This window comes from Actinomycetota bacterium, assembly GCA_018334075.1.
GTDB lineage: Bacteria > Actinomycetota > Coriobacteriia > Anaerosomatales > UBA912 > JAGXSC01.
Genome location: JAGXSC010000007.1, coordinates 60,161 through 79,551, shown reverse-complemented (window position 1 = coordinate 79,551; position 19,391 = coordinate 60,161). Strand labels below are relative to the sequence as shown.

Genomic DNA, 19,391 nt, shown 5'->3' with positions numbered 1-19,391 from the left:
GGACTACTTCGCCTCGAGTAGGGCGCGGGCCTCAGCCATCACGTCTTCTGCATCGCGCCCGACCCCGGCTGCGATTTCAGCGTCGCCACGTGCGAGTGCGCGAAGAAGCTCGTTCTCGTACTGAGTGCGCTCGTAGGCCTCTGCGCTGACGAGCACCGCGGAGGCACGTCCGCGCTGAGTGATGACGACCGGCTCGTCAGTGGCAACGACCCGTTTGATGATGCCGGCGGTGTCCTGACGCAAATCAGAGATGGGGATGATTGCGGGTAGAGCACTCATTGGTAGCACCTCCTAAGGTACAACCAATGATACCACATAGCGCCGACGAACTCGGGCGCGCCAGCTTGATGCGCGTGTTCGACACCACTCAACTGCGACTGTACGGAACGACCACATCCTTCATCGTGGAGAAATGCCGCTTGTTGAACGTCACGACCACCGCACCAACGGAATCGGCCGATGCGGCGACAATCGCATCAGCGAGTCCGGTGCCGTGGGCCGGTCGGTAGCGCTGTCACATCAGTGTCGAGAAGGAGGCGCTTCGTCGTCACGAGCGGTCAGCCCCAGCATCCAGCCGATCCCACTCGCTTCGCAAAGCATCTGCGTCGAGCAGGTCCTGGCGATCTCTCCACATTCCTCTCGCGCTGCGAATCAGATCGAGCCGACCCGCCAAACTCTCGCGGTCGATGAACCGGTCGACTGCTGTACGAATCACTTCGCTCTGGGTCGTACCCAGGCGTTGCGCGATCGCCTTGACCGCCTTCCGCTCGCGATCCGTAAGGTATATCTGAGTTCGCCGCATGATGCACCTCCGTTGAACGTACATCGTGAATATACATCATAGCTGCGGTGGTGCCCGGTAGCCGCTTCTTGAAGCCACGATACAGTCCGCTCTCATAGCCAAGCGACTCGTAGAAGCTGCCAGACTCGATCTCATTGTTAGCCGCGCGCCGCCCTCAGACAACTACTCTTGCGCTAGGGGTTCCGTTCTGCTTGGCTCCGTGAAAAATCGAACGCTGCGAGGTGGGGGGCCATGACCGTGTGGGCCAGATAGCCGATGCATCCCCCGGCAACATTCAGGATGATATCATCCACGTCGACGGACTTGTACCAGCTGCCGAGGAGCAGAGAGATGCCGAACTGGAGTCCCTCGATGGCCAAGGCCGTGAGCACGACGAGCCGGGCTACTCGAGCGAGACTGCTCAGGCGTGGCCAGAGCAGCGGTGCAAGATAGCCCAGAGGGAACAACAGCATGAAGTTGCCTACGAGCTGCAACGCTGCCGCACGCGCAGGGAGTCTCAGCGTCTCGAGCATCGACGCGAATGGCATGAGGTTGAATTGGCGTTGAAGATCCTGCGGCAACGCCTGCGTGTACACGACCTCAGCGTGCGTCACCGGCATGGGGAACAGTGTGACGCTTACCAGCCCAACTACGTACAAGAAGAAGGATGCCCGAAGTGCGACGGCAAGCGGCCGGGTCCCTCTGATTAACTCAATTACGATGTAGGCGACGAGAAGTGGGGCACACACGACGAGCACCGTCTGCCAGTCGGCCATGGCCACTTCCTTTCAGAGTACGGCGGCGACAATCGCATCAGCGAGTCCGCGCAGGTACTGCGAACCACGCGCCCTCAACTCAGCTGCCTTACCGCCGCGGTTTGTCGTGGCGGACGCGCGTGTTAGCCACTTTGCAGCCGCTTCTTGAAGCCACGATACGGTCCGCTCTCATAGCCAAGCGACTCGTAGAAGCTAACAGTATCGACACGATCGGACTCCGTAACGAGAATGATCTGCGTGCAGTCGCGTTCAACTGCTGCAGCTTCAAGCTCGCGCATCAGAGCTGATCCAACGCCCGTGCGCTGCCAGCCCGCATCGACAACGAAGTTCTCAACGACCATGAACGGCCTGCATTCCCCGTAGAGGTCGCCGCAAAAAATCCCTGTGGCCGTGCCGAGAAGCTCGCCGCCGTTCTTGGCTGCAAGGAACACATAGTCCGGATTGGACTTGAGCCGCCGGAACGCTTCCCGCATGCGCTCCACCGATGAGGGCTCGCCCCAGAACTGCTCGTAGAGCCGGGCGACCGCTTCCATATCGCTTTCGACGAGCCTTCCGACCTCCACCCGTCCCCCCCCATCAAGTGTGGCTAACGATTCTGCAGAGCCACTAGCTCCCTCAGAGGCCCGCAGGCGACCGAGATCATCCATCGACCGTGTCGCGGCGTCGCTGTCGATGGAGATCATACAGCATGTAGGATCGTTTCTGGTATTCGCATCAGATGGAAATCCGTCGATGTGGATGATGTAATGCGCGCCTAGCGGTCCTCGGTCCCGATACCCCTGCTCGGTGCGGCTCCCAGTGGGGGAGTCCTTGGCGATTCTGAAGCCATGGCGACCTCGAGTAAGTAGGAGGCCAATCCCTCAAGCCGATCGGTTTCAACACGCCGAATGACTGTCAGGTAGACCTTGGCAAACACACGAAATAGGACATAGCCAATCAGCACACCAAGTGCGTTCAGCAGCACATCATTCACATCGATGACCCTGTAGGCATAGCCAAGCGTGAGCGAGATGGCCAACTGCAGGCATTCGATTGCAACTCCGAAGGCAAGCGTTAACCAGCCTATGCCTATACGACCGGGCTGCAGCACGAAGTTGACACCGAAACCGAATGGAACAGCTAGCAGGACATTGAGAATGAGCTGCCTGCTGTCGAAGAATATGCCGTACGCTCCTAGGTCCCCGGGTATGAAATTGACCCGAGACATGAAGCTTGTGACAGGCCTCATCGACTCAAGAGCTCCTCCGGAGAGCGGCACTCGCAAGGAGCACAAGTGCTCCCAGAATCCAGGTAAGGCCGTCGAAGTCGAGGAGCATTACAATTCCCTCCTTGGTAAGCCGGCCGAGACGGTGCCGGAGTCCCGTCGGCGGGCCAAGCCCCTATCAGCCCTCTGTCACCCAGCCATTGAGAGCAAGCTCTACATTTCAGTGAGCGGCGGCGTCTGACCGAGGCCGAGGGCTGCTGTACAGGGCCCAGAACGCTGTTAAGGCGAGCGCCACGACGAAAATGAGTGCGGTGAGGGCTTCTGGCCAAGCCTCAATGACCAAACCCCCAACCACTATCCGGTCGAAGCTTCTTGCCAGCACGAGCGACAGACCGACAATCACGAGAGTAACCACGTAGGCGATGTACACGCTGATCCACATACGGAAACGGGTCAATCCTAAGAGCAGAGCGATACCTGCAAAAAGCAGCAGCGCTGCTGGGTCGAGGCTCACCTCACCCTGAGAGAGCAGAACCGCGGTTCTGGCCAAGGCGATTGCCCCCAGCAGTATGCACGACCATGCAACTACCTTAATTCGCGTTGGAACCCCAACCGTACTCACGGCGACCCCTCTTATTACTTAATATGAAGGCAGCGCTTCTGACCTGAGTTTAGCATACAGGGTGTGCCGGCGGCGTGGATGCGCTGGTTAGGCGGATTCGCCTCTGCGCACAGACGACAGCAGCATCGCCACATGCTGCTCAGTCACAACTGGCATAGGAAGCGATGCCAAGCTACTGATGCGACTCGATATCGGTAGCGCGCTGATCCGGCAGGTGGCAGCGACTTCCGTCTCCGTTCGTCTCCCCCAAGCAGACCTCGCCCGATTTTACGACGCCTGACACAAGAAAGCCCCGCTCATACGAGCGGAGATCTCACATTTTGCTGGTGGGCCCGAGTGGATTCGAACCACTGACCTCACGGTTATCAGCCGTGCGCTCTAACCAACTGAGCTACGGGCCCCTAAGGGGGAGCAGCCTCGACACAATACTAAAGCGCAATGGCCCCCGTCAAATACTTGATGCGCACGATTGCCTGGCTCGGGGGATAATGGCACATACGTTGCAAGTAAACTGTTACTCTTCATAAGAAAGCAGGCCTAATATGGATTTCCTGAAAAAAGTGCTCAAGGGCGCAAAAAGTCTCGAAAAGAAATTGGACAAGCTTGAAGACGTCGTCGAAAAAGCCGCAAAGCAAAAAAAAGGCAGCTCAAGCGCAAAGAAGATTCTGGGCAAGTTGAAAAAGAAGTTTTGATCTCCCGCGCCGGGAAAGGAGAAGCACCTTGGTTCATGTGCGGATCGTATCGCTGTCGGTTGATGCGGCATCGAACCAGCCGGTAATTATCCTCAAGCCCGTTGACGACGAGGAGTCCTCGGCGCGTCTGTTGCCAATCTGGATCGGCCACCCCGAAGCCGCATCGATTCTGCTTGCCCTGCAAAGCATCGAGCCTCCGCGTCCCATGACCCACGACTTGTTGAGCAACATAGTCTCCACACTCGGCCACCAGGTCGCGCGAGTCGAGATCACCCGGCTTGAGGCAGGAACCTTTTACGCCGCTATCTTCCTGGAAGACGAAAGCGGCACCGTGGTTATCGATGCCCGCCCCAGCGACTCAATAGCTCTGGCCGTGCGGACCGGCTCGCCAATTTACGTCGCCGAGCAAGTCCTTGACGAGGCCGCCGTGACAGCTGACCAAAGTAGCCCCTCAGAAGATGAAGAGGTGCAGGTTCAGCAGTTTCGTGACTTTCTTGAAAGCGTGGATCCTCGCGACTTTCAAGGCTGATGCTGAAAGCCTTGGCGGCGCATCGGTCCTTATTCGTACCGCAGCGCGACGATCGGTTTCAGCCGAGAAGCCCGATAGGCGGGGTACACTCCAAAGAACACGCCTATTCCCGCCGAGAAGAAAAATGCGAGCGCGACCGCCCACGCGGTCACCTGTGTTGGAACGAAAGCCTGCAGCGCCGCGGCTCCTGCCCATCCCAGGGCCATGCCTACAGCTCCTCCGATAACCGATATCAGAAGCGCTTCGATCACAAACTGAGACATTATGTCGTAGGTTTTCGCTCCGACAGCCTTTCTGATGCCGATCTCGCGCGTCCTTTCAGTGACGCTGACCAGCATGATGTTCATAATCCCAATGCCGCCCACAAGCAAAGATATTCCGGCAATGCCGGCGAGCATAACCGTTAGCGTTCCCAGCAGCGATGCCATAATGCCGAGGGTCTGCTCCTGCGTAAAAACGCTGAACTCCTCACCGAAGGACGGCCGAAGAAGTCGCTGCACCTGCGCCTGCACCAGCTCAACCTGGTCGGCCTCGGCGGCTTTGACAATAATGGAATTAACGTCTTCTGTGCCCAGGAGGCGCTGGGCCGCGGTGATTGGCATATACAGCTGGTTGTCCTGATCCCCGGTGAGCGTGCCCCCCTGCGCCGCGAGATGTCCAATCACAGTGAATCGCTGGCCGTTGATATCAATCTCTCTGCCCACCGGATCCTGAAATGGAAACAGCTCGTCGCGAACACTGCTTCCCAGCACTACAACCCGCGAGCCGGCTGTGACCTCACTACGCCGATAGTCCCTGCCGCCCTCGAAGTCCGACGCAAAGACCTCTCCCGCATGCTCGTTTGCGGCGGCCACAGCCGAGCGCATGCTTCGATTCCCGACACGAAGAGTCACCGGTGCCTGAACTATAGGCACCACCAGGTTCTCTGGTCCAAGGCGCCGCCTGAGAAAGTCGGCGTCTTCCATGCTGAACATCGTAATGGAGACAGCAGCGGGTCCACCCGAGCCTTCCTCCATATTGCCGGGTAACACAAAGACCAGATTGCTCCCAAGTCCCTCGATCGTACCGGTGACTTCATCTTGCACTCCGGAGCCAATGGCGACCAGCAAGATTACGGCGGCAACTCCGATGATCACGCCCAGCATCGTCAGCGTGGTGCGAACCTTGTTTGCGGACAGCGCGCGAATCGCGACCGTAAGACTCTCTCCCAGATTCATCAGGCAGACACTTCCTCGGCAGAGCTCATCTTCAAGCGATCTCTGGCGAACACCCGCGACTCGACAGTCTCTTCGCGAACAATGCGCCCGTCCCCTATGTGAATGATGCGCTTCGCGTGTCTAGCCACCTCGTGATCGTGAGTGACGAGCACTACCGTTATTCCCTGCTCATTTAGATCCTGCAAGATCGCCATGACCTCTGTCCCGGATCTTGAGTCGAGGTTGCCTGTGGGCTCGTCTGCCAGCACTATGCTGGGTTGCATAACCAGCGCACGAGCTATCGCTGCTCGCTGCTGCTGGCCCCCGGACAGCTGACTGGGGAAGTGGCCCGCGCGATCGCCGAGACCAACCTGCTCCAGCGCCTCCTTTGCCCGTTTTGTCCGCATAGCAGATGAAACACCGGCGTAAACCAGGGGCAACTCGACGTTCGCCAAAGCCGTGGTGCGAGCCAAAAGGTTGAAGGCCTGGAAAACAAAGCCTATCTCCTTGTTGCGCAAGGCCGCCAATTTGTTGGGCGCCATGTTGGATACCTCTTCGCCCTGCAGCTTCACCGACCCTGTCGTCGGGGTGTCAAGCAAGCCTATGATATGCATAAGAGTCGACTTCCCTGAGCCCGATGGCCCCATGATCGCCAGCATCTCACCTTCCGAGACAACAAGGCTCGCCCCACACAGGGCATGAACTTCGATGGTCTCCATCAGGTAGCTCTTGGTGACATCGGTCACCTCGAGCACTGCTGGGCGCGCATCCTTCCGATCCGTGAGGTCGGCTTCTGGCGACAGGGTCTGCATCGGCACTTCCCGGCTTACCTTTCTACCCGGACACGAAGGCCGTCCGTAAGCTCCGCGGGACCCGACAGGGCGACCTCATCGCCCTCTGAGATTCCAGAGACTATCTCTGCCTTGACCTCGGTAAGCGTTCCTACCTCGACAGGCGTCCGTGCGAGCATCATGTCTGGGTCAACGAGATAAACGAAGAAGGCGCCATCCTCATCGAAAAGCGCTTCGACCGGAACTGTCAGTACGTCTTCAACAGCGTCTATCTCGATTTCCACATCGCCTCTCATTCCAACGAGAAGATCGATCGGCGGTGGAGTATCGCCAAAATCAATGTATACCGAATATGTGGTGCCTCCTGTTGCCGTCATCACCGGCATTGGAGAGATCCGGGTCACTGAGCCCTCGATTCCCTCTGCGGGAAAAGCATCGAGATTGACGGCGGCTCTTATTCCAGGCTCAACTTTTGCGATATCAGCCTCGTCCACCTCGGCAAGGAAGTACGCTGACTCCAGGTTCAAGATGGTAAACGGCGCCGCCTGGGGACCTACCGGCGATGCGGCGGATACCTTGGGAATCTCTCCGTCTGCAGCGGGCGTCCCGACGGGATTGAAAAGAACCACCCCGTCGATTGGTGCGGTCAGCGAGGCCTTCTCGAGATTCTCGTGAGCAAGCGCTACGGCCTCTCTAGCCTGATCCACAGCAGCGCTCGCTGCGGCCCTCTCTGCGGACAGCTCAGTTCTTTCCAGCCTCTGCTGCTGGGCCCTCGCGGCCAGGAAGGCAGCGTGCGTCTGGTCTCTGGCTGCTGCAGCCTGCCTGCGCAGCTGTGTTGCGTCGAATGACTCCGCCTTCTCTTTGGCTGCCTCGGCCTGGGAGTACCCTGCGCGAGCCTGAAGCATCGCTATCTCCGCTTGCGCCAGTGAGGCTTCCAAGGAGGGCGATGGTGACAACAGATAAGCCGCTTTGGCTGCATCGTGAGCCTGTTTGGCCGAATCGTAAACGCGCTTGGCGGCTGCGGCGGCGGCCCTTGCGGCTTGCAAGTCACTTTGGGTGGGAGCCTGGCGCCCGACCGCATCGACTCCAGCGAGGGCAGCAAGATGCTGGCTCCAGGCCGCTTCCGTGGCCCTCCTTGCCGAGGCCAGCTCTGCTGACGTGGGCTCCTGGCGCTCAACGGCGGCAAGTTGCGACCTTGCTGCGGCCAGGCCAGCTTCTGCCTGCGCTAGTTGCAGCTCCAAGGGCTCTCTTTCCAGGGTGGCCAGAACCGCGCCAGCTGCAACCTGCTGTCCATCGGTTACGAGCACCTCATCGATAATTCCGGCACTTCCCGGGAAGACGTCTCTCCTCTCGGCGAGCTGAATTTCGCCCGTCGCCGAGATCGTGACTCTCAGGTCTTCTTGCAGTACCTCGGTAACCGTGACCTCTTCCGCCGGCGCATATTGCCTAAGGAAAATAAAGCCGGCGATGGCGCCTATGGCCAACAACGACACAACGCCTATGATAACTTTAGCCTTGACCGTCACGCGGTCCTCCTCACTGTAAGACCCAGCTCACAAGTGCCTAGATAGCACGGCTGATGCCAGTTATACATGACTGTCCTATTCCGCCACTGCTTCTTCACCTAACACTCCGGGCAGTTCGGCGAGTGAGCGCAGCGCATATCGCGGCCCGGGCCCCAGGATCCTCTCTGCCGGAAACGGCCCCCAAAGAGCCGCCACGCCGATAGCATTGCATGCGCCGGCGGCCATCATGTCGAACTCGCTGTCCCCCACGTATACGCACTGCTCTATCGGTACGCCGAGAAGCTCCGCTGCATAAAGCAGCGGCTCCGGCTCCGGTTTGTGCTTTGTGGTGTCCTCGTACGCAACAAGCACGTCAAAGTAGGACGCAAGCCCGCAAACCTCAAGGCCTCGGATGGCTCCTTCTCTGGCCTTCGAAGTCACAACTCCCAGCGGGTAACCCATATCTGAAAGCGTCTCTAGGGTTTTGGCTGTCCCGGGATAAGCCTTAACTTGTCCGTCGTGATGTTCGGCGTTGTGCTTCCGATATACCAGCAGCAGCTCATCGGCATGCTCTACAGAAAAGTCCCTGAGCTGATAGATCAAAGGCTTGCCGATATTGTGCATCAGCACCTCATCAGAGAGCGCGATACCAAGTACGCTTTTAACCGCGTGGCGCAAAGAGGAGACAATGAGCGGAATCGAGTCGATAAGCGTCCCATCGAGATCAAACAACAGGCCCTTTATTTCCGGATCGCCACTCCCGCGACTCCCCGCACTTGGGGCTAGTGGGGTCTCACTGTTCTCCGCTGTCCTCACCATCGCTCTCAAATTCCTCGCTTGCGAGCTCTTCTTCGGCGGCGATTCGCTCTTCGATATCAGCGATCTGTCCGGCGCCCTCCTCGGCCACTGATCCATCCCCGTCTAGCAGCGATGTCTGTCCTTCGAGGACCGCCGCTCCTTTGTTTCTCCTCTTGCTCGCACTGACTCTTGCGATTGCAACCACGCTATCGGTTGCTCCCACGTTCATCACGCGAACTCCTTGTGTCGAACGGCCCAGCCTCGATATGTCGTCGGCCTTTACCCTGATCACTACACCCTCAACGCTGATCAGCATTAGCTCGTGGTGGGCTTGCACGATTTTCATCCCCGCAAGTATGCCTTTTTTCTCGGTGATCTGAATGGTCCGCACACCCATACCCCCGCGCCTTTGCAGCGGGTAGTCGAGCACCGGCGTGCGCTTGCCATACCCGCGCTCCGTGACCACAAACAGCTCAGCGTCCTCGCCGGCGATCTCCATGCCCAAAACGGCATCCCCAGTCTTGATGTTCATGCCCTTGACGCCCATCGTGTCCCGACCCATCGGCCGAGCGTCTGTCTCGCTCCACACGATAGCTTTACCCGCCGAGGAAACCATGACGACCTTCTCGTTTTGCTTGACCCGCCTGACGGAGATCAACTCATCATCGCTTCTCAGATTGATCGCAATGATGCCGTCGCGTCTGCTGCGATCGTAAGCTTGCATCGCAGTTTTCTTGACCATTCCGGTTCGAGTGGCAAATAGCAGATAATCTTCCGCCCCGAATTCCCTTGTCGTGATTACTGCAGCGATCTTCTCGCCCTGCTCGAATGGGAGCAGGTTGACTGCGGCTGTACCCCGAGCATGCCTTGAGCCCACAGGCAGCTCGTGCACCTTCAGGCGATAGACCTTGCCCTTCGTGGAGAAAAACAGCACATAGTCATGGGTTGAGCTTATGAAGAGATGCTCGACAAAGTCGCTTTCCTTCAGGTTTACCCCGCTTACGCCTTTTCCGCCGCGCTTTTGCTGCCTGTACGTCGCGACCGGCAAGCGCTTCACGTAACCGGCTCTGGTGATCGTCACAACCATGTCTTCTTCGGCGATTAGATCCTCGACATCGAAAGCGACCGCGGCTGTTGTAATTTCAGTTCGCCGAGGATTCGAATACTTTGCCCGGACCTCTGTCAGCTCTTCTTTGATGATCCCAAGGAGAAGAGTCATGTCTCCAAGGACCTTCTTGTGCCAGGCGATCTTCTCCCGCAAGGCGGAAAGCTCTTCGTCTATCTTGTGGCGCTCCAGCCCCGTAAGCCTGCGTAGCCGCATTTCGAGAATTGCATCTACTTGAGCCTCAGAAAAGCCGAACCTCTCCGTTAGCCTACTTTTGGCTTCCTGGTCATCAGAGCTTCCGCGAATGATACTTATAACTTCGTCGATGTTATCCAGGGCAATGACATATCCATCCAAAAGATGCGCCCGCTCCTCGGCTTTGCGCAGCTCATAGGTGGTTCTTCTCGTGACAACGCTCTTCTGGTGCTCGATGTAGTGCTTCAGGACCTCGGTTATCGTAAGGGTGCGAGGCACACCATCGACAAGGGCCAGCATGATAACGCCAAACCCGGTCTGCAGCTGCGTATGTTTGAACAGTTTGTTTAGAACCACCTGTGGGATGCAGTTGGTTTTCAGCTCAATGACCACACGCATACCCTTGCGATCCGACTCATCCCGAAGATCGGATATCTCCGTCAACTTCTTTTCTCTGGTCAGCTCGGCTATTTTCGATATCAGCTTCGCCTTGTTTACCGTATAGGGTATTTCGTTGATTATGATTCTCGTGCGGCCGGTCGAGGTCTGTTCGATATGGGCTTTCCCGCGAACCTTTACCGATCCCCGCCCCGTGGCGTAGTACTCAGAGATGCCATCCCGCCCCATTATGGATCCTCCTGTCGGAAAATCCGGCCCGGGCATCACCGCTAATATCTCATCTGCCCCTGCATCTGGTTTATCTATGAGAAGCATCACAGCATCTATAACTTCGCCAAGATTGTGAGGCGGAATATTCGTTGCCATTCCTACCGCGATGCCCGCGCTGCCATTGACGAGAAGGTTTGGGAATCTAGCCGGTAAGACCCTCGGCTCCAGAAGGGACTCATCGTAGTTGGGGCCGAAATCCACGGTCTCTTTGTCCAGATCGCGCAGCAGTTCGCCCGCAATCTTGTGCAAGCGAGACTCGGTATACCTCATCGCCGCTGCCCGGTCGCCATCGACAGACCCAAAGTTTCCATGGCCGTCGATCAGGGGTTCCCTCATCGAAAAATTCTGGGCCAGCCTCACCATGGTGTCGTAAACAGCTGAATCTCCGTGCGGATGATACTTACCTATCACCTCTCCGACCGTCCATGCTGACTTCTTGTACGGCCTGCCGGGAGTGAGCCCCGACTCGTTCATCGCATACAGAATTCTTCGATGCACAGGCTTTAGGCCATCTCTAACATCGGGCAAGGCTCGCGAAACAATAACGCTCATCGCGTACTCAAGAAAGGACTCCTTGAGCTCTTGCTGAATTTCTATTGGGAGAATGGTTGATTCGATCAGGTCTTCCGTCACTCTATTATTCACCTCGTTGTTTCAGACTTCTAATTATCACCCACACTGAAAAACCAATGAAGCTCATTCCAAAGCCCATCAGGATGGCGCCGCCGGTCATCCCTGCTACCCCTGCTTGTGCTGTCCGAGCAGTTGCTACAACGCCCCAAACAAGCATCATTGTGCCAATGGAGCCAAGCACCAGGCCGCTCAGTACTCCCGCCTTCCATAGATGGCGATTGGGCGAGGCTTCTGCTACGGAAAGCTGTGCCATCAGTTCAACAAAGCGCGGATCATCTACTGAGACCTTCTCCTTCTTTACAGGCGCGTCCGCAGAAGAGCTTTCCACTACTGCAACGACCTCTTTGGCCTCACCGCGGCCTTCCGCTTCCCGCCCTGCCGCTAAGGGCCCTTCACCCGCCTCGCTCGCAATCTCCCAGGGTGGGGGCTGAAATTGCTTCGGCTGTCTGCGTTGTGGTGCTTCGCTCATCGCGATTCCCATTTATTCTTAGATATCCAGGAAGCGCACATCTTTTGCGTGTCGCTGGATAAAATCCTTACGCGGCTCTACATTATCTCCCATTAAGTCTACAAATGCTTTTTCTGCAGCAAGCGCATCATCCAGAGTTACGCGCAACAAGGTGCGGTTTGTTGGATTCATGGTTGTTTCCCATAGCTGTTCGGGGTTCATCTCTCCGAGACCCTTGTATCGCTGAATATTTACTTTTGTGGATTCTGGAACTTTAGCTAAAGCCTGCTGTAGCTGCCTCTCGGTATATGCATATTCTTGCTTACGCCCGTAGCTGATCTTAAACAGCGGCGGTTGCGCTATGTAGATATAGCCATGCTCGATCATCTCTCGCATATATCGATAGAAAAACGTCAGGATCAAGCACCTGATGTGAGCTCCGTCGACATCCGCGTCGGTCATGATTATTGCCTTGTGGTACCTGGCCTGGGTAATGTCGAACTCCTCGGCTATGCTGGTTCCAAGCGCCGTAATCATCGCCTGTATCTCCTCTGATCCCAGCGCTCGGTTAATCCCGGCCTTCTCTACGTTGAGGATCTTGCCCTTTAGCGGCAAAATCGCCTGAAACGACCTGTCGCGCGCCTGTTTCGCCGATCCCCCCGCGGAGTCGCCCTCGACAAAGAATATCTCTGTGAGCTCTGCCTCTCGAATTGAGCAGTCCGCAAGTTTTCCAGGAAGAGTCGATGACTCCAGCAGCCCCTTCCTTCTGGTCAGCTCACGCGCCTTTCGGGCGGCCGCTCTCGCCTTTGCAGCTTGGGCGGCTTTTGTAACAACTATTCTTGCGGGACGTGGGTTCTCTTCCAAGTAATCTGAAAGAGCCTTTGTAACTGCCGACTGCACAAAGGCTCGTATCTCCGGATTTCCCAGCTTTGTTTTGGTTTGTCCCTCAAACTGAGGATCTCGAAGCTTTACCGATATGATAGTGGCCAGGCCCTCCCTGATGTCCTCTCCTGAAAGATTGTCCTCTTTCTCTTTCAGAATATTTTGCCGCCGTGCATATTCGTTTACCGTTCGAGTCAGCGCATTTTTAAAGCCATCCAAATGCGTTCCGCCCTCATGGGTGTTGATATTGTTCGCAAAAGCGAGAACTGAGTCCGAGTAGCCCGTATTCCACTGCATTGCGACCTCGACATACCCCTCCGGGCTGTCGGCATCGAAATAGATAACCTTGCTATGCAGCGTATCTTTCGCTTCGTTCAGGTATTTGACGAAATCAACAATTCCTCCGGCGTACTTGAACTCCTCTTTCCTAGGTTCAAGCTCACGCTCATCGGTCATCGTAATCTTCAGGTTCTTGTTCAGGAACGCTGTTTCCCTGAATCTAGTTACCAGTGTGTCGTAGTCAAAATTAATCGATTCAAAAATATCTGCGTCAGGCCAAAAGGTTATGGTTGTTCCTGAGGCTTTCGTTTTGCCAATAACCGAAATATCTCCTTGCGGCTTTCCATATCTGTACTCTTGGAAAAAAACTTTCCCTTCGCGGCGAACTTCAACATGAATTTTTTCCGAAAGAGCGTTAACAACCGAAACTCCAACACCGTGAAGTCCTCCGGAAACTTTATATCCATCCCCGCCGAATTTGCCTCCTGCGTGCAATACCGTCAAAACAACTTCAAGCGTGGGTTTTTTTAACTTTGGGTGCTTATCAACAGGAATACCTCGGCCGTTATCAATAACCGTAACTGAATTATCAGCATGAATGGTGACATCGATATTTGTGCAAAACCCTGCAAGGGCTTCGTCGACTGAGTTATCTACGACCTCATAAACAAGGTGGTGTAACCCTTTCGCGCCAGTCGAACCAATGTACATCCCCGGCCGTTTTCTGACGGCCTCTAGGCCCTCCAATACCTGAATGTCTTTCCCGGAATATGAGTTTGTGGGCACCTATCACTCCTTGTGGAATGGATACTTACTATCAATAACTTTGTGATTGCTTATTAATATTAACCCTACCATGACTGGTTATAAAATTATCGCGCTTTTCTACTATCTTCCTCTGCAATGCTCTCTGGATTCACAGTAAAACGAATATTTCTTACAACTCTCTTACCAAACATATCGTTGATTCTTTCAATCAAAACTATACTCATGGTCGATAATTCTGTAGCCCAAGAGGAAGAGGCAACATCAATCAATAGCTCATGGTTTCTTAGTCCCTTTACTTTTGTTTGTTGAGCTATTTTTCGTTCAGTGAGGTGTTCCCAGTTGTCTATTATTTGCCTTAATTCATTAAACGCTGGTTTTCCTCCAGTTAAATCAGAAACAACTCCGCTTAAAATACTTCCGATTCTTACTGGATCTCTCTCTTGCATAAAAATAAACAATTCTTCCTAAACTAGGCGAACCGGCATGATCAGATAGGTAAAACCTCTGTCCTCTACCGACTTTATAACTCCGGGCTTGAGGGGACTAACTATCTCTATTGAAATAGTATCGCCTGGTGCGGTTATGGCTCCGTCAAGTAAATATGTGTGGTTAAAGGCGATCTCTACTGTAAGCCCATCTACATCAGCTGAGATATTTTCGTTTGCTGTACCAATATCTTGTGTTGTCGCCGTAAGTGATACCTGTTTGCTTTTTTCATCAACTGATAAACGAAGGGATGTGTTGTGTTGAGCAAGTAAAGAAACTCTTTTTGCAGCGCCAATAAATTCATCTTTAGAAAGGGTTGCTTTTGTCTGAAAGGAAGACGGGATGAGCTGCTTGTAGTTAGGAAAAGTTCCTTCGATTCTCCTAGTTAAAAATATAACGTTTTCTATCTCAACTAATATTTGGCTATCTGTAAACGTGAGATTAACTACCTGCTCTTCACCCACAAGCCTTATTACTTCTTCTATTATTTTTCCGGGAACAATTAAGTCGCATGTAACCCCTGCATCTTCAATTGTTGTTTCCACAATTGCCAACCTATATGAATCTGTTGCAACCGCAGTAAGTTGTGTTCCTGATATTGATAGAAGAATTCCCGTTAAAACAGGCCTTGTTTCATCTCTACTAATAGCTTTAGCCACTCTCGATACAGCGTAGGATAAAGTTTTAGCTGGTAGAGATATTAAGGTTCCCTCTTTCAACTCAGGAAGACTTGGAAAATCATCGGCGTTCATAGTTTTTAGCGAATAAAGAGCATGCCCGCAGGATATAGATATGCCTTCTCCCTCTAAAGAAAGGGAAATTGCAGAGTTTGGTAAGTTTTTAATGATGTTGATAAATAATCTACCGGGGACAACTATAGTCCCCCCCTCTTCTACCAACCCGGCAAAAGAACACTTTACCGATAACTCTAAGTCTGTTGACGAAATAAAAATCTCGCCATTTTTTTCAGCATGTATACAAAGGCCGGCTAAGATCGGAAGGGTCGACCTTGAAGACAGACCCTTAGCTACGTAGTCCAAAGAAGAGACTAATTCCTCACGAGAAACCGTTACCTTCATTTACTGATCCTTTCTTAAATTTTTAAGTTCAGTAGTAATAGTGACCTTCTCTTCTGTTGAAAACCCCTTATTACAAAAGGTTATCTACTGTGTTTCGCCTGTGGGTAGGGCAACTAAAAGACTGTGAATGGGTGTTGAAAAGTAAATTCCTCACAGTAATCTATCAACAGTAATTAGATTATATCCACAGAAAAAGAACAGGTTATTCAACTCTTGAATAATTTATGAATAAGTATTCGTTTTTAATTATTTTGTCTTATAATATTAGTCAATTCTTGTATTTGGTTGTATACCTCTCTCTCTGCAGTGATCATTTTTTGAATTTTTGCTGTTGCGTGCATTACGGTGGTGTGATCTCTGCCACCAAATTCATTTCCAATCCTTGGTAGCGAGATATCTGTTAGTTCACGGGCCAGATACATTGCTATTTGGCGTGGGTAGACAATGTTTTGAGATCTTTTACTACTAATTAATTCAGAACGGCTTACGGAGAAATACTTACACACTTCTTTTTGTATGGAGGATATAGGGATAGGTTTAATCTTTTTTTCAGGGAATATATCTTTTAGAACTTTATTGGATATCTCAATAGTGACAGGTTGTCTTGTTAGGGATCCGTAAGCGATAACCCTGATTAAAGCCCCCTCGAGCTCTCTGATATTTGAGGATACTCTGTCGGCTATAAATAAAAGAACCTCATATGGAATATCGAGTCTCTCGGTTTCGATTTTCCTTTTTAATATTGCAATTCTTGTTTCTAAATCAGGTGGCTGAATATCAGTAATTAAGCCCATTTCAAAGCGACTTCTGAGGCGCTCTTCAAGCATTGCAATTTCTCGCGGAGGGCGATCTGAGGATAAAACAACCTGTTTTCCTGATTGCTGAAGAGCATTAAAGGTATGAAAGAACTCTTCCTGTGTTCCCTCCTTGCCTTTTAAAAACTGTATATCATCAATTAATAAAACATCATTAGTTCGATATTGCCGCCTAAATCCTTCTATACGTTTTTTATCTCTGTTTGCAATTGAATTGATAAAGTCATTAGTAAACTGTTCTGAAGTGACATATTTTACTTTCATATGAGGAAAGCTTTGTTTTACATACTGAGCAATAGCGTGCAACAGGTGAGTTTTCCCTAAACCAACACCGCCGTATATAAATAAAGGGTTATATGCTCGCCCAGGAGCCTCCCCGACAGCCAGGGCTGCTGCATGCGCAAAACGATTAGAGGCTCCAATTACAAAAGAGTCGAATGAATATTTTGGATTAAATGAATCGACCTTTTCGCGCTCAAGAACGCGCCGTTCTAGTTTAGGAATTTCAGTAGTAATTTCGGTGGTTGCTTCCTCCAAAAAAGGAAGGACAGTGGTCTTATTACTTGCAGAGACAACAAAACTTATAGAGGCGGGAGCGCCCATCACCTTCAAAAGAGCAGCGCTCAGAAGGCCGGAGTATCGGGATTCAAGCCAGTCCTTAGCAAATTCGTTTTGAACTCCAACGACAAGCTCTCCATCAATCATGGTTAGAGGAACGGTGTGCTCAAACCAGGTTTTAATAGTTGGTTTATTTAGTTCGGCTCGGATTACTTCGAGAACCGAAGACCAAACCTCCAAGAGCTGTTCATTTGTTGCTTCAGGCGGCATATCTGTTGGATCCTTTATCTCATGTAAAAAGATGATTGATATAATTTAGGCCTAGATCGGTAAGAGCCCTCTTTCCATTTTCTTTTGTGGTTAGTAGGCCCGCCTGTTCCAGAGAGGACAGGTCTCTATAGGCCGTTGAAAGGCCAATCGACAGCTCCCGTGAGATCAAAGTGGGTCCAACTTCTCCAAACTCAAAAACAAGGGAAAGAACCCTCTTATAACGAGTCGAAAGTTTAGGGACAGTTTTTTGATCGTATGAGAGCTTCGACCCGAGATCCATTGGCGTGCTCAGTAAAACCGGCTCACTATCAGCTTTAATCAATGGCACCTCAGCTGTTGGTTGTGAGCTATATATTGTGACAACAGTGCCTCCAGTAAGATTGTCATCGATTTGCAAGCGGCACTGCTTTTGAGCCAGAAGGTCAACAGCAAGAGAGAGCCCGCACCCGACACCACGAATATACTGCTTCATTGTTTTGGTAGCAGTGGTATATCCGGGAGCCACGGCCTTCTCCTTGTTATCGATGCCCGGTCCCTGATCGGCGATGCGCAGGGTGCAGCCCGCATCGAGTATTGATACTACTACTTCCGCGAAGTTAGCATGTATCAGGTTTTCCACAACCTCACGAATAGCGATATATGGAATCGGGCCTCCCAGGTTCCTCGCAGTTGAATATACTGCCGAGCTGAGGGTTTCAATAAAAGATGAGGGGTTGCGGCCCCCGATTTTTTCTATGGTTGGGCCAGAGCCGACAGAGCCGTAAACGGCCACTAAACCCTGCAAAGCTACTGAGTCATCGGACAAGTGCTTGTGTGGGTAGTCGATCAAGGCCGGCGTTTCCAGGTGTTTCAAGCCCTCCGAGCCGCTAGGGAAAAACGTACGCAAGACCCGTCTCCTCCAGTAGTTCTGACATCAATAATGAATAAAACCGCGCCCAAACTAAAAACGGCACTAGAATGGAAGCCCTTCAGGTCGCCACAGTGCGCCTAATTTTCCGTAGTTTTCAACAACCCTTCCACATCTGTGGAAAATCGGTGGCGGCATGTTGAAGGAGAGGGAAAAGATGACCTCCAACCTACGGGAATCGGTCGCCGAAAGAAATAGGGCTTCCGTCAAAGAATGGAAAACCCGTCGAGGTAGCCGAAAAGGCTGTGGATAGAATGGTTTTCAGAGAGGCAAAAAAAGAATGCCTGTGGAAAAGTTGCGGAAAGCAATGTTTTGGGCAACTGTCATCATTTTCTAACGCGCATATCGGGCGGTTTCAAGGCGCAACCAAACGTTTAACCGGTAAATCTGTGCTGAGCGGATTCTAGCAAACGGGCACAGGGCAAAAAGGTGTCGAGAATCGTTATCCACAATGTCGATGAGCATAAATCCTGCGTTTTCCACAGTATCCACAGAAAATGAAAAAAATACGCTACGGGCCATTCCCTCTTTTCGGAAGGAAATGAAATAAGCTCGCAAGCTCAGCTCCGAGCCTTTGTGGATTGACAGCGGAGCCTAAGCAAATATAGAATGTCACGGCTTGTTGCCCTTTGATTGGGCACTGAATGGAGGAAACCGCAGTTGAAACGCACATATCAACCAAACCAGCGTAAGCGAAGCAAGACGCATGGTTTTAGGGCAAGGATGTCCACAAGGGCTGGCAGAGCCATTCTTGCGGCTCGTCGGCGCAAAGGGCGGAAGGTCCTTAGCGCATAACTTGTCTTATAACAGCACCTTGGAGGCATGGTGCTGAGGTCTATTATCTCGTCGAACCAGATTGATGAGTTATTCAGAAACGGGAGGCGCTACGCCAATCCGTACCTTGTCCTTTTGGTTGCTCCAAGCAAAACAAACGGATCGCGAGTGCTGATAGTTGCTGGCAAGAAGTTAGGTGGAGCTGTGACCCGGAACCGATTGAAGCGCGTGCTCCGCGAGAGCGTGCGTATGGCTGGGGGGCCATGGGAAGGGTGCCAGGTTGCCGTAATTGCCAGGCAACCGCTTAAAAAAATTGGTGCCCATAGGGCGACGGCTGAACTTTCCGGCTTATTGCGTAATGCGCGACTGATACGGTGATAGCCTTGCGAACACTTTTTATCGTGGTCATAATTGTTTATCAAAGACTCATATCCCCCCTGCTTCCGCCAACCTGCCGCTTTTATCCCACCTGTTCCTCATATGCGATGACGGCAATCGAGCGGTATGGAGCTTTATCGGGCTTGTGGATGGCTATTAAGAGGATCAGTAGGTGCCATCCTTGGAATCCAGGCGGACATGATCCTGTACCATGACATAGAAGTCGTAGTGGCACGAGGCATCTGTCGCTG

At 52.7% G+C, this 19,391-nt stretch carries 22 protein-coding genes and 1 tRNA gene; 5 read left to right on the top strand and 18 right to left on the bottom strand.

Features of this window, described 5'->3' with window-relative positions; all coding sequences use genetic code 11:
* Positions 1-3 precede the first annotated feature (3 nt).
* The 7 genes from KGZ89_00970 to KGZ89_00940 all read right to left on the bottom strand — a co-directional run bounded on the left by KGZ89_00970 (position 4) and on the right by KGZ89_00940 (position 3,784).
* Positions 4-279, bottom strand: coding sequence for a type II toxin-antitoxin system Phd/YefM family antitoxin (locus tag KGZ89_00970; protein ID MBS3973431.1), 276 nt, complete (start codon positions 277-279; stop codon positions 4-6).
* A gap of 268 nt (positions 280-547) precedes the next feature.
* Positions 548-802 carry a ribbon-helix-helix protein, CopG family gene (locus tag KGZ89_00965; protein ID MBS3973430.1) on the bottom strand — a complete coding sequence of 85 codons (255 nt, stop codon included), beginning with the start codon at positions 800-802 and terminating at the stop codon, positions 548-550.
* A gap of 173 nt (positions 803-975) precedes the next feature.
* Positions 976-1,530 carry a VanZ family protein gene (locus tag KGZ89_00960; protein MBS3973429.1) on the bottom strand — a complete coding sequence of 185 codons (555 nt, stop codon included), beginning with the start codon at positions 1,528-1,530 and terminating at the stop codon, positions 976-978.
* Between the two features lie 149 nt (positions 1,531-1,679).
* Positions 1,680-2,120 (bottom strand): GNAT family N-acetyltransferase, encoded by a 441-nt coding sequence (locus KGZ89_00955; GenBank protein ID MBS3973428.1) that lies wholly within the window; start codon positions 2,118-2,120, stop codon positions 1,680-1,682.
* Positions 2,121-2,311: 191 nt separating this feature from the next.
* Entirely contained in the window at positions 2,312-2,785 is a 474-nt protein-coding gene (locus tag KGZ89_00950) for a VanZ family protein (protein MBS3973427.1), read from the bottom strand.
* Positions 2,786-2,981: 196 nt separating this feature from the next.
* The gene (locus tag KGZ89_00945; GenBank protein ID MBS3973426.1) at positions 2,982-3,383 is read right to left on the bottom strand and encodes a hypothetical protein; all 402 of its coding nucleotides are present in this window, start codon (positions 3,381-3,383) and stop codon (positions 2,982-2,984) included.
* Positions 3,384-3,707: 324 nt separating this feature from the next.
* Positions 3,708-3,784, bottom strand: a tRNA-Ile gene (locus KGZ89_00940).
* Between the two features lie 141 nt (positions 3,785-3,925).
* On the opposite strand from KGZ89_00940, the gene KGZ89_00935 reads away from it, so the two are divergent.
* Together KGZ89_00935 and KGZ89_00930 are read left to right on the top strand one after the other, a co-directional pair.
* Positions 3,926-4,075, top strand: coding sequence for a hypothetical protein (locus KGZ89_00935; GenBank protein MBS3973425.1), 150 nt, complete (start codon positions 3,926-3,928; stop codon positions 4,073-4,075).
* Positions 4,076-4,103: 28 nt separating this feature from the next.
* Positions 4,104-4,604 (top strand): bifunctional nuclease family protein, encoded by a 501-nt coding sequence (locus tag KGZ89_00930; GenBank protein ID MBS3973424.1) that lies wholly within the window; start codon positions 4,104-4,106, stop codon positions 4,602-4,604.
* Positions 4,605-4,633: 29 nt separating this feature from the next.
* On the opposite strand, the gene KGZ89_00925 is transcribed toward KGZ89_00930, so the two are convergent.
* The 11 genes from KGZ89_00925 to KGZ89_00875 all read right to left on the bottom strand — a co-directional run bounded on the left by KGZ89_00925 (position 4,634) and on the right by KGZ89_00875 (position 17,910).
* On the bottom strand, positions 4,634-5,821 hold the full coding sequence (locus KGZ89_00925; GenBank protein ID MBS3973423.1) for an ABC transporter permease: 1,188 nt from the start codon (positions 5,819-5,821) through the stop codon (positions 4,634-4,636).
* Complete coding sequence (locus KGZ89_00920; protein ID MBS3973422.1) at positions 5,821-6,555, bottom strand: ABC transporter ATP-binding protein; 735 nt, start codon at positions 6,553-6,555, stop codon at positions 5,821-5,823. The genes KGZ89_00925 and KGZ89_00920 overlap by 1 nt, the downstream gene beginning before the upstream one ends.
* A 71-nt stretch (positions 6,556-6,626) precedes the next feature.
* Positions 6,627-8,117, bottom strand: coding sequence for an efflux RND transporter periplasmic adaptor subunit (locus tag KGZ89_00915; protein ID MBS3973421.1), 1,491 nt, complete (start codon positions 8,115-8,117; stop codon positions 6,627-6,629).
* 75 nt (positions 8,118-8,192) lie between these two features.
* Positions 8,193-8,915, bottom strand: a complete 723-nt coding sequence (locus KGZ89_00910) for an HAD-IA family hydrolase (protein MBS3973420.1) — start codon at positions 8,913-8,915, stop codon at positions 8,193-8,195.
* On the bottom strand, positions 8,890-11,508 hold the full coding sequence (gene gyrA / locus KGZ89_00905; protein MBS3973419.1) for a DNA gyrase subunit A: 2,619 nt from the start codon (positions 11,506-11,508) through the stop codon (positions 8,890-8,892). Before gyrA ends, KGZ89_00910 begins: the two co-directional genes overlap by 26 nt.
* Entirely contained in the window at positions 11,501-11,965 is a 465-nt protein-coding gene (locus KGZ89_00900; protein MBS3973418.1) for a hypothetical protein, read from the bottom strand. The genes gyrA and KGZ89_00900 overlap by 8 nt, the downstream gene beginning before the upstream one ends.
* An 18-nt stretch (positions 11,966-11,983) precedes the next feature.
* Positions 11,984-13,891 carry a DNA topoisomerase (ATP-hydrolyzing) subunit B gene (gene gyrB / locus KGZ89_00895; protein ID MBS3973417.1) on the bottom strand — a complete coding sequence of 636 codons (1,908 nt, stop codon included), beginning with the start codon at positions 13,889-13,891 and terminating at the stop codon, positions 11,984-11,986.
* An 86-nt stretch (positions 13,892-13,977) separates the two neighbouring features.
* Positions 13,978-14,319 (bottom strand): DUF721 domain-containing protein, encoded by a 342-nt coding sequence (locus KGZ89_00890; protein MBS3973416.1) that lies wholly within the window; start codon positions 14,317-14,319, stop codon positions 13,978-13,980.
* A gap of 18 nt (positions 14,320-14,337) precedes the next feature.
* On the bottom strand, positions 14,338-15,438 hold the full coding sequence (gene dnaN, locus KGZ89_00885; protein MBS3973415.1) for a DNA polymerase III subunit beta: 1,101 nt from the start codon (positions 15,436-15,438) through the stop codon (positions 14,338-14,340).
* Positions 15,439-15,680: 242 nt separating this feature from the next.
* On the bottom strand, positions 15,681-17,081 hold the full coding sequence (gene dnaA, locus KGZ89_00880) for a chromosomal replication initiator protein DnaA (GenBank protein ID MBS3973414.1): 1,401 nt from the start codon (positions 17,079-17,081) through the stop codon (positions 15,681-15,683).
* A 19-nt stretch (positions 17,082-17,100) separates the two neighbouring features.
* Positions 17,101-17,910 (bottom strand): histidine kinase, encoded by an 810-nt coding sequence (locus tag KGZ89_00875; GenBank protein ID MBS3973413.1) that lies wholly within the window; start codon positions 17,908-17,910, stop codon positions 17,101-17,103.
* A 738-nt stretch (positions 17,911-18,648) separates the two neighbouring features.
* On the opposite strand from KGZ89_00875, the gene rpmH reads away from it, so the two are divergent.
* The 3 genes from rpmH to yidD are packed head-to-tail and all read left to right on the top strand — an operon-like array spanning position 18,649 to position 19,355.
* Complete coding sequence (gene rpmH / locus KGZ89_00870; protein MBS3973412.1) at positions 18,649-18,783, top strand: 50S ribosomal protein L34; 135 nt, start codon at positions 18,649-18,651, stop codon at positions 18,781-18,783.
* A 30-nt stretch (positions 18,784-18,813) separates the two neighbouring features.
* Complete coding sequence (rnpA, locus tag KGZ89_00865) at positions 18,814-19,140, top strand: ribonuclease P protein component (protein ID MBS3973411.1); 327 nt, start codon at positions 18,814-18,816, stop codon at positions 19,138-19,140.
* A 5-nt stretch (positions 19,141-19,145) separates the two neighbouring features.
* A complete protein-coding gene (yidD, locus tag KGZ89_00860) occupies positions 19,146-19,355 on the top strand; it encodes a membrane protein insertion efficiency factor YidD (GenBank protein ID MBS3973410.1) in 210 nt (69 codons plus the stop codon).
* Positions 19,356-19,391: the final 36 nt, after the last annotated feature.

Bases quoted from the DNA above. Each gene is read 5' to 3' on its own strand.
- KGZ89_00970 (MBS3973431.1), bottom strand. From the start codon at position 279: ATGAGTGCTCTACCCGCAATCATCCCCATCTCTGATTTGCGTCAGGAC.
- KGZ89_00965 (MBS3973430.1), bottom strand. From the start codon at position 802: ATGCGGCGAACTCAGATATACCTTACGGATCGCGAGCGGAAGGCGGTC.
- KGZ89_00950 (MBS3973427.1), bottom strand. From the start codon at position 2,785: ATGAGGCCTGTCACAAGCTTCATGTCTCGGGTCAATTTCATACCCGGG.
- KGZ89_00935 (MBS3973425.1), top strand. From the start codon at position 3,926: ATGGATTTCCTGAAAAAAGTGCTCAAGGGCGCAAAAAGTCTCGAAAAG.
- KGZ89_00925 (MBS3973423.1), bottom strand. From the start codon at position 5,821: ATGAATCTGGGAGAGAGTCTTACGGTCGCGATTCGCGCGCTGTCCGCA.
- KGZ89_00910 (MBS3973420.1), bottom strand. From the start codon at position 8,915: ATGGTGAGGACAGCGGAGAACAGTGAGACCCCACTAGCCCCAAGTGCG.
- KGZ89_00900 (MBS3973418.1), bottom strand. From the start codon at position 11,965: ATGAGCGAAGCACCACAACGCAGACAGCCGAAGCAATTTCAGCCCCCA.
- KGZ89_00890 (MBS3973416.1), bottom strand. From the start codon at position 14,319: ATGCAAGAGAGAGATCCAGTAAGAATCGGAAGTATTTTAAGCGGAGTT.
- dnaN (MBS3973415.1), bottom strand. From the start codon at position 15,438: ATGAAGGTAACGGTTTCTCGTGAGGAATTAGTCTCTTCTTTGGACTAC.
- dnaA (MBS3973414.1), bottom strand. From the start codon at position 17,081: ATGCCGCCTGAAGCAACAAATGAACAGCTCTTGGAGGTTTGGTCTTCG.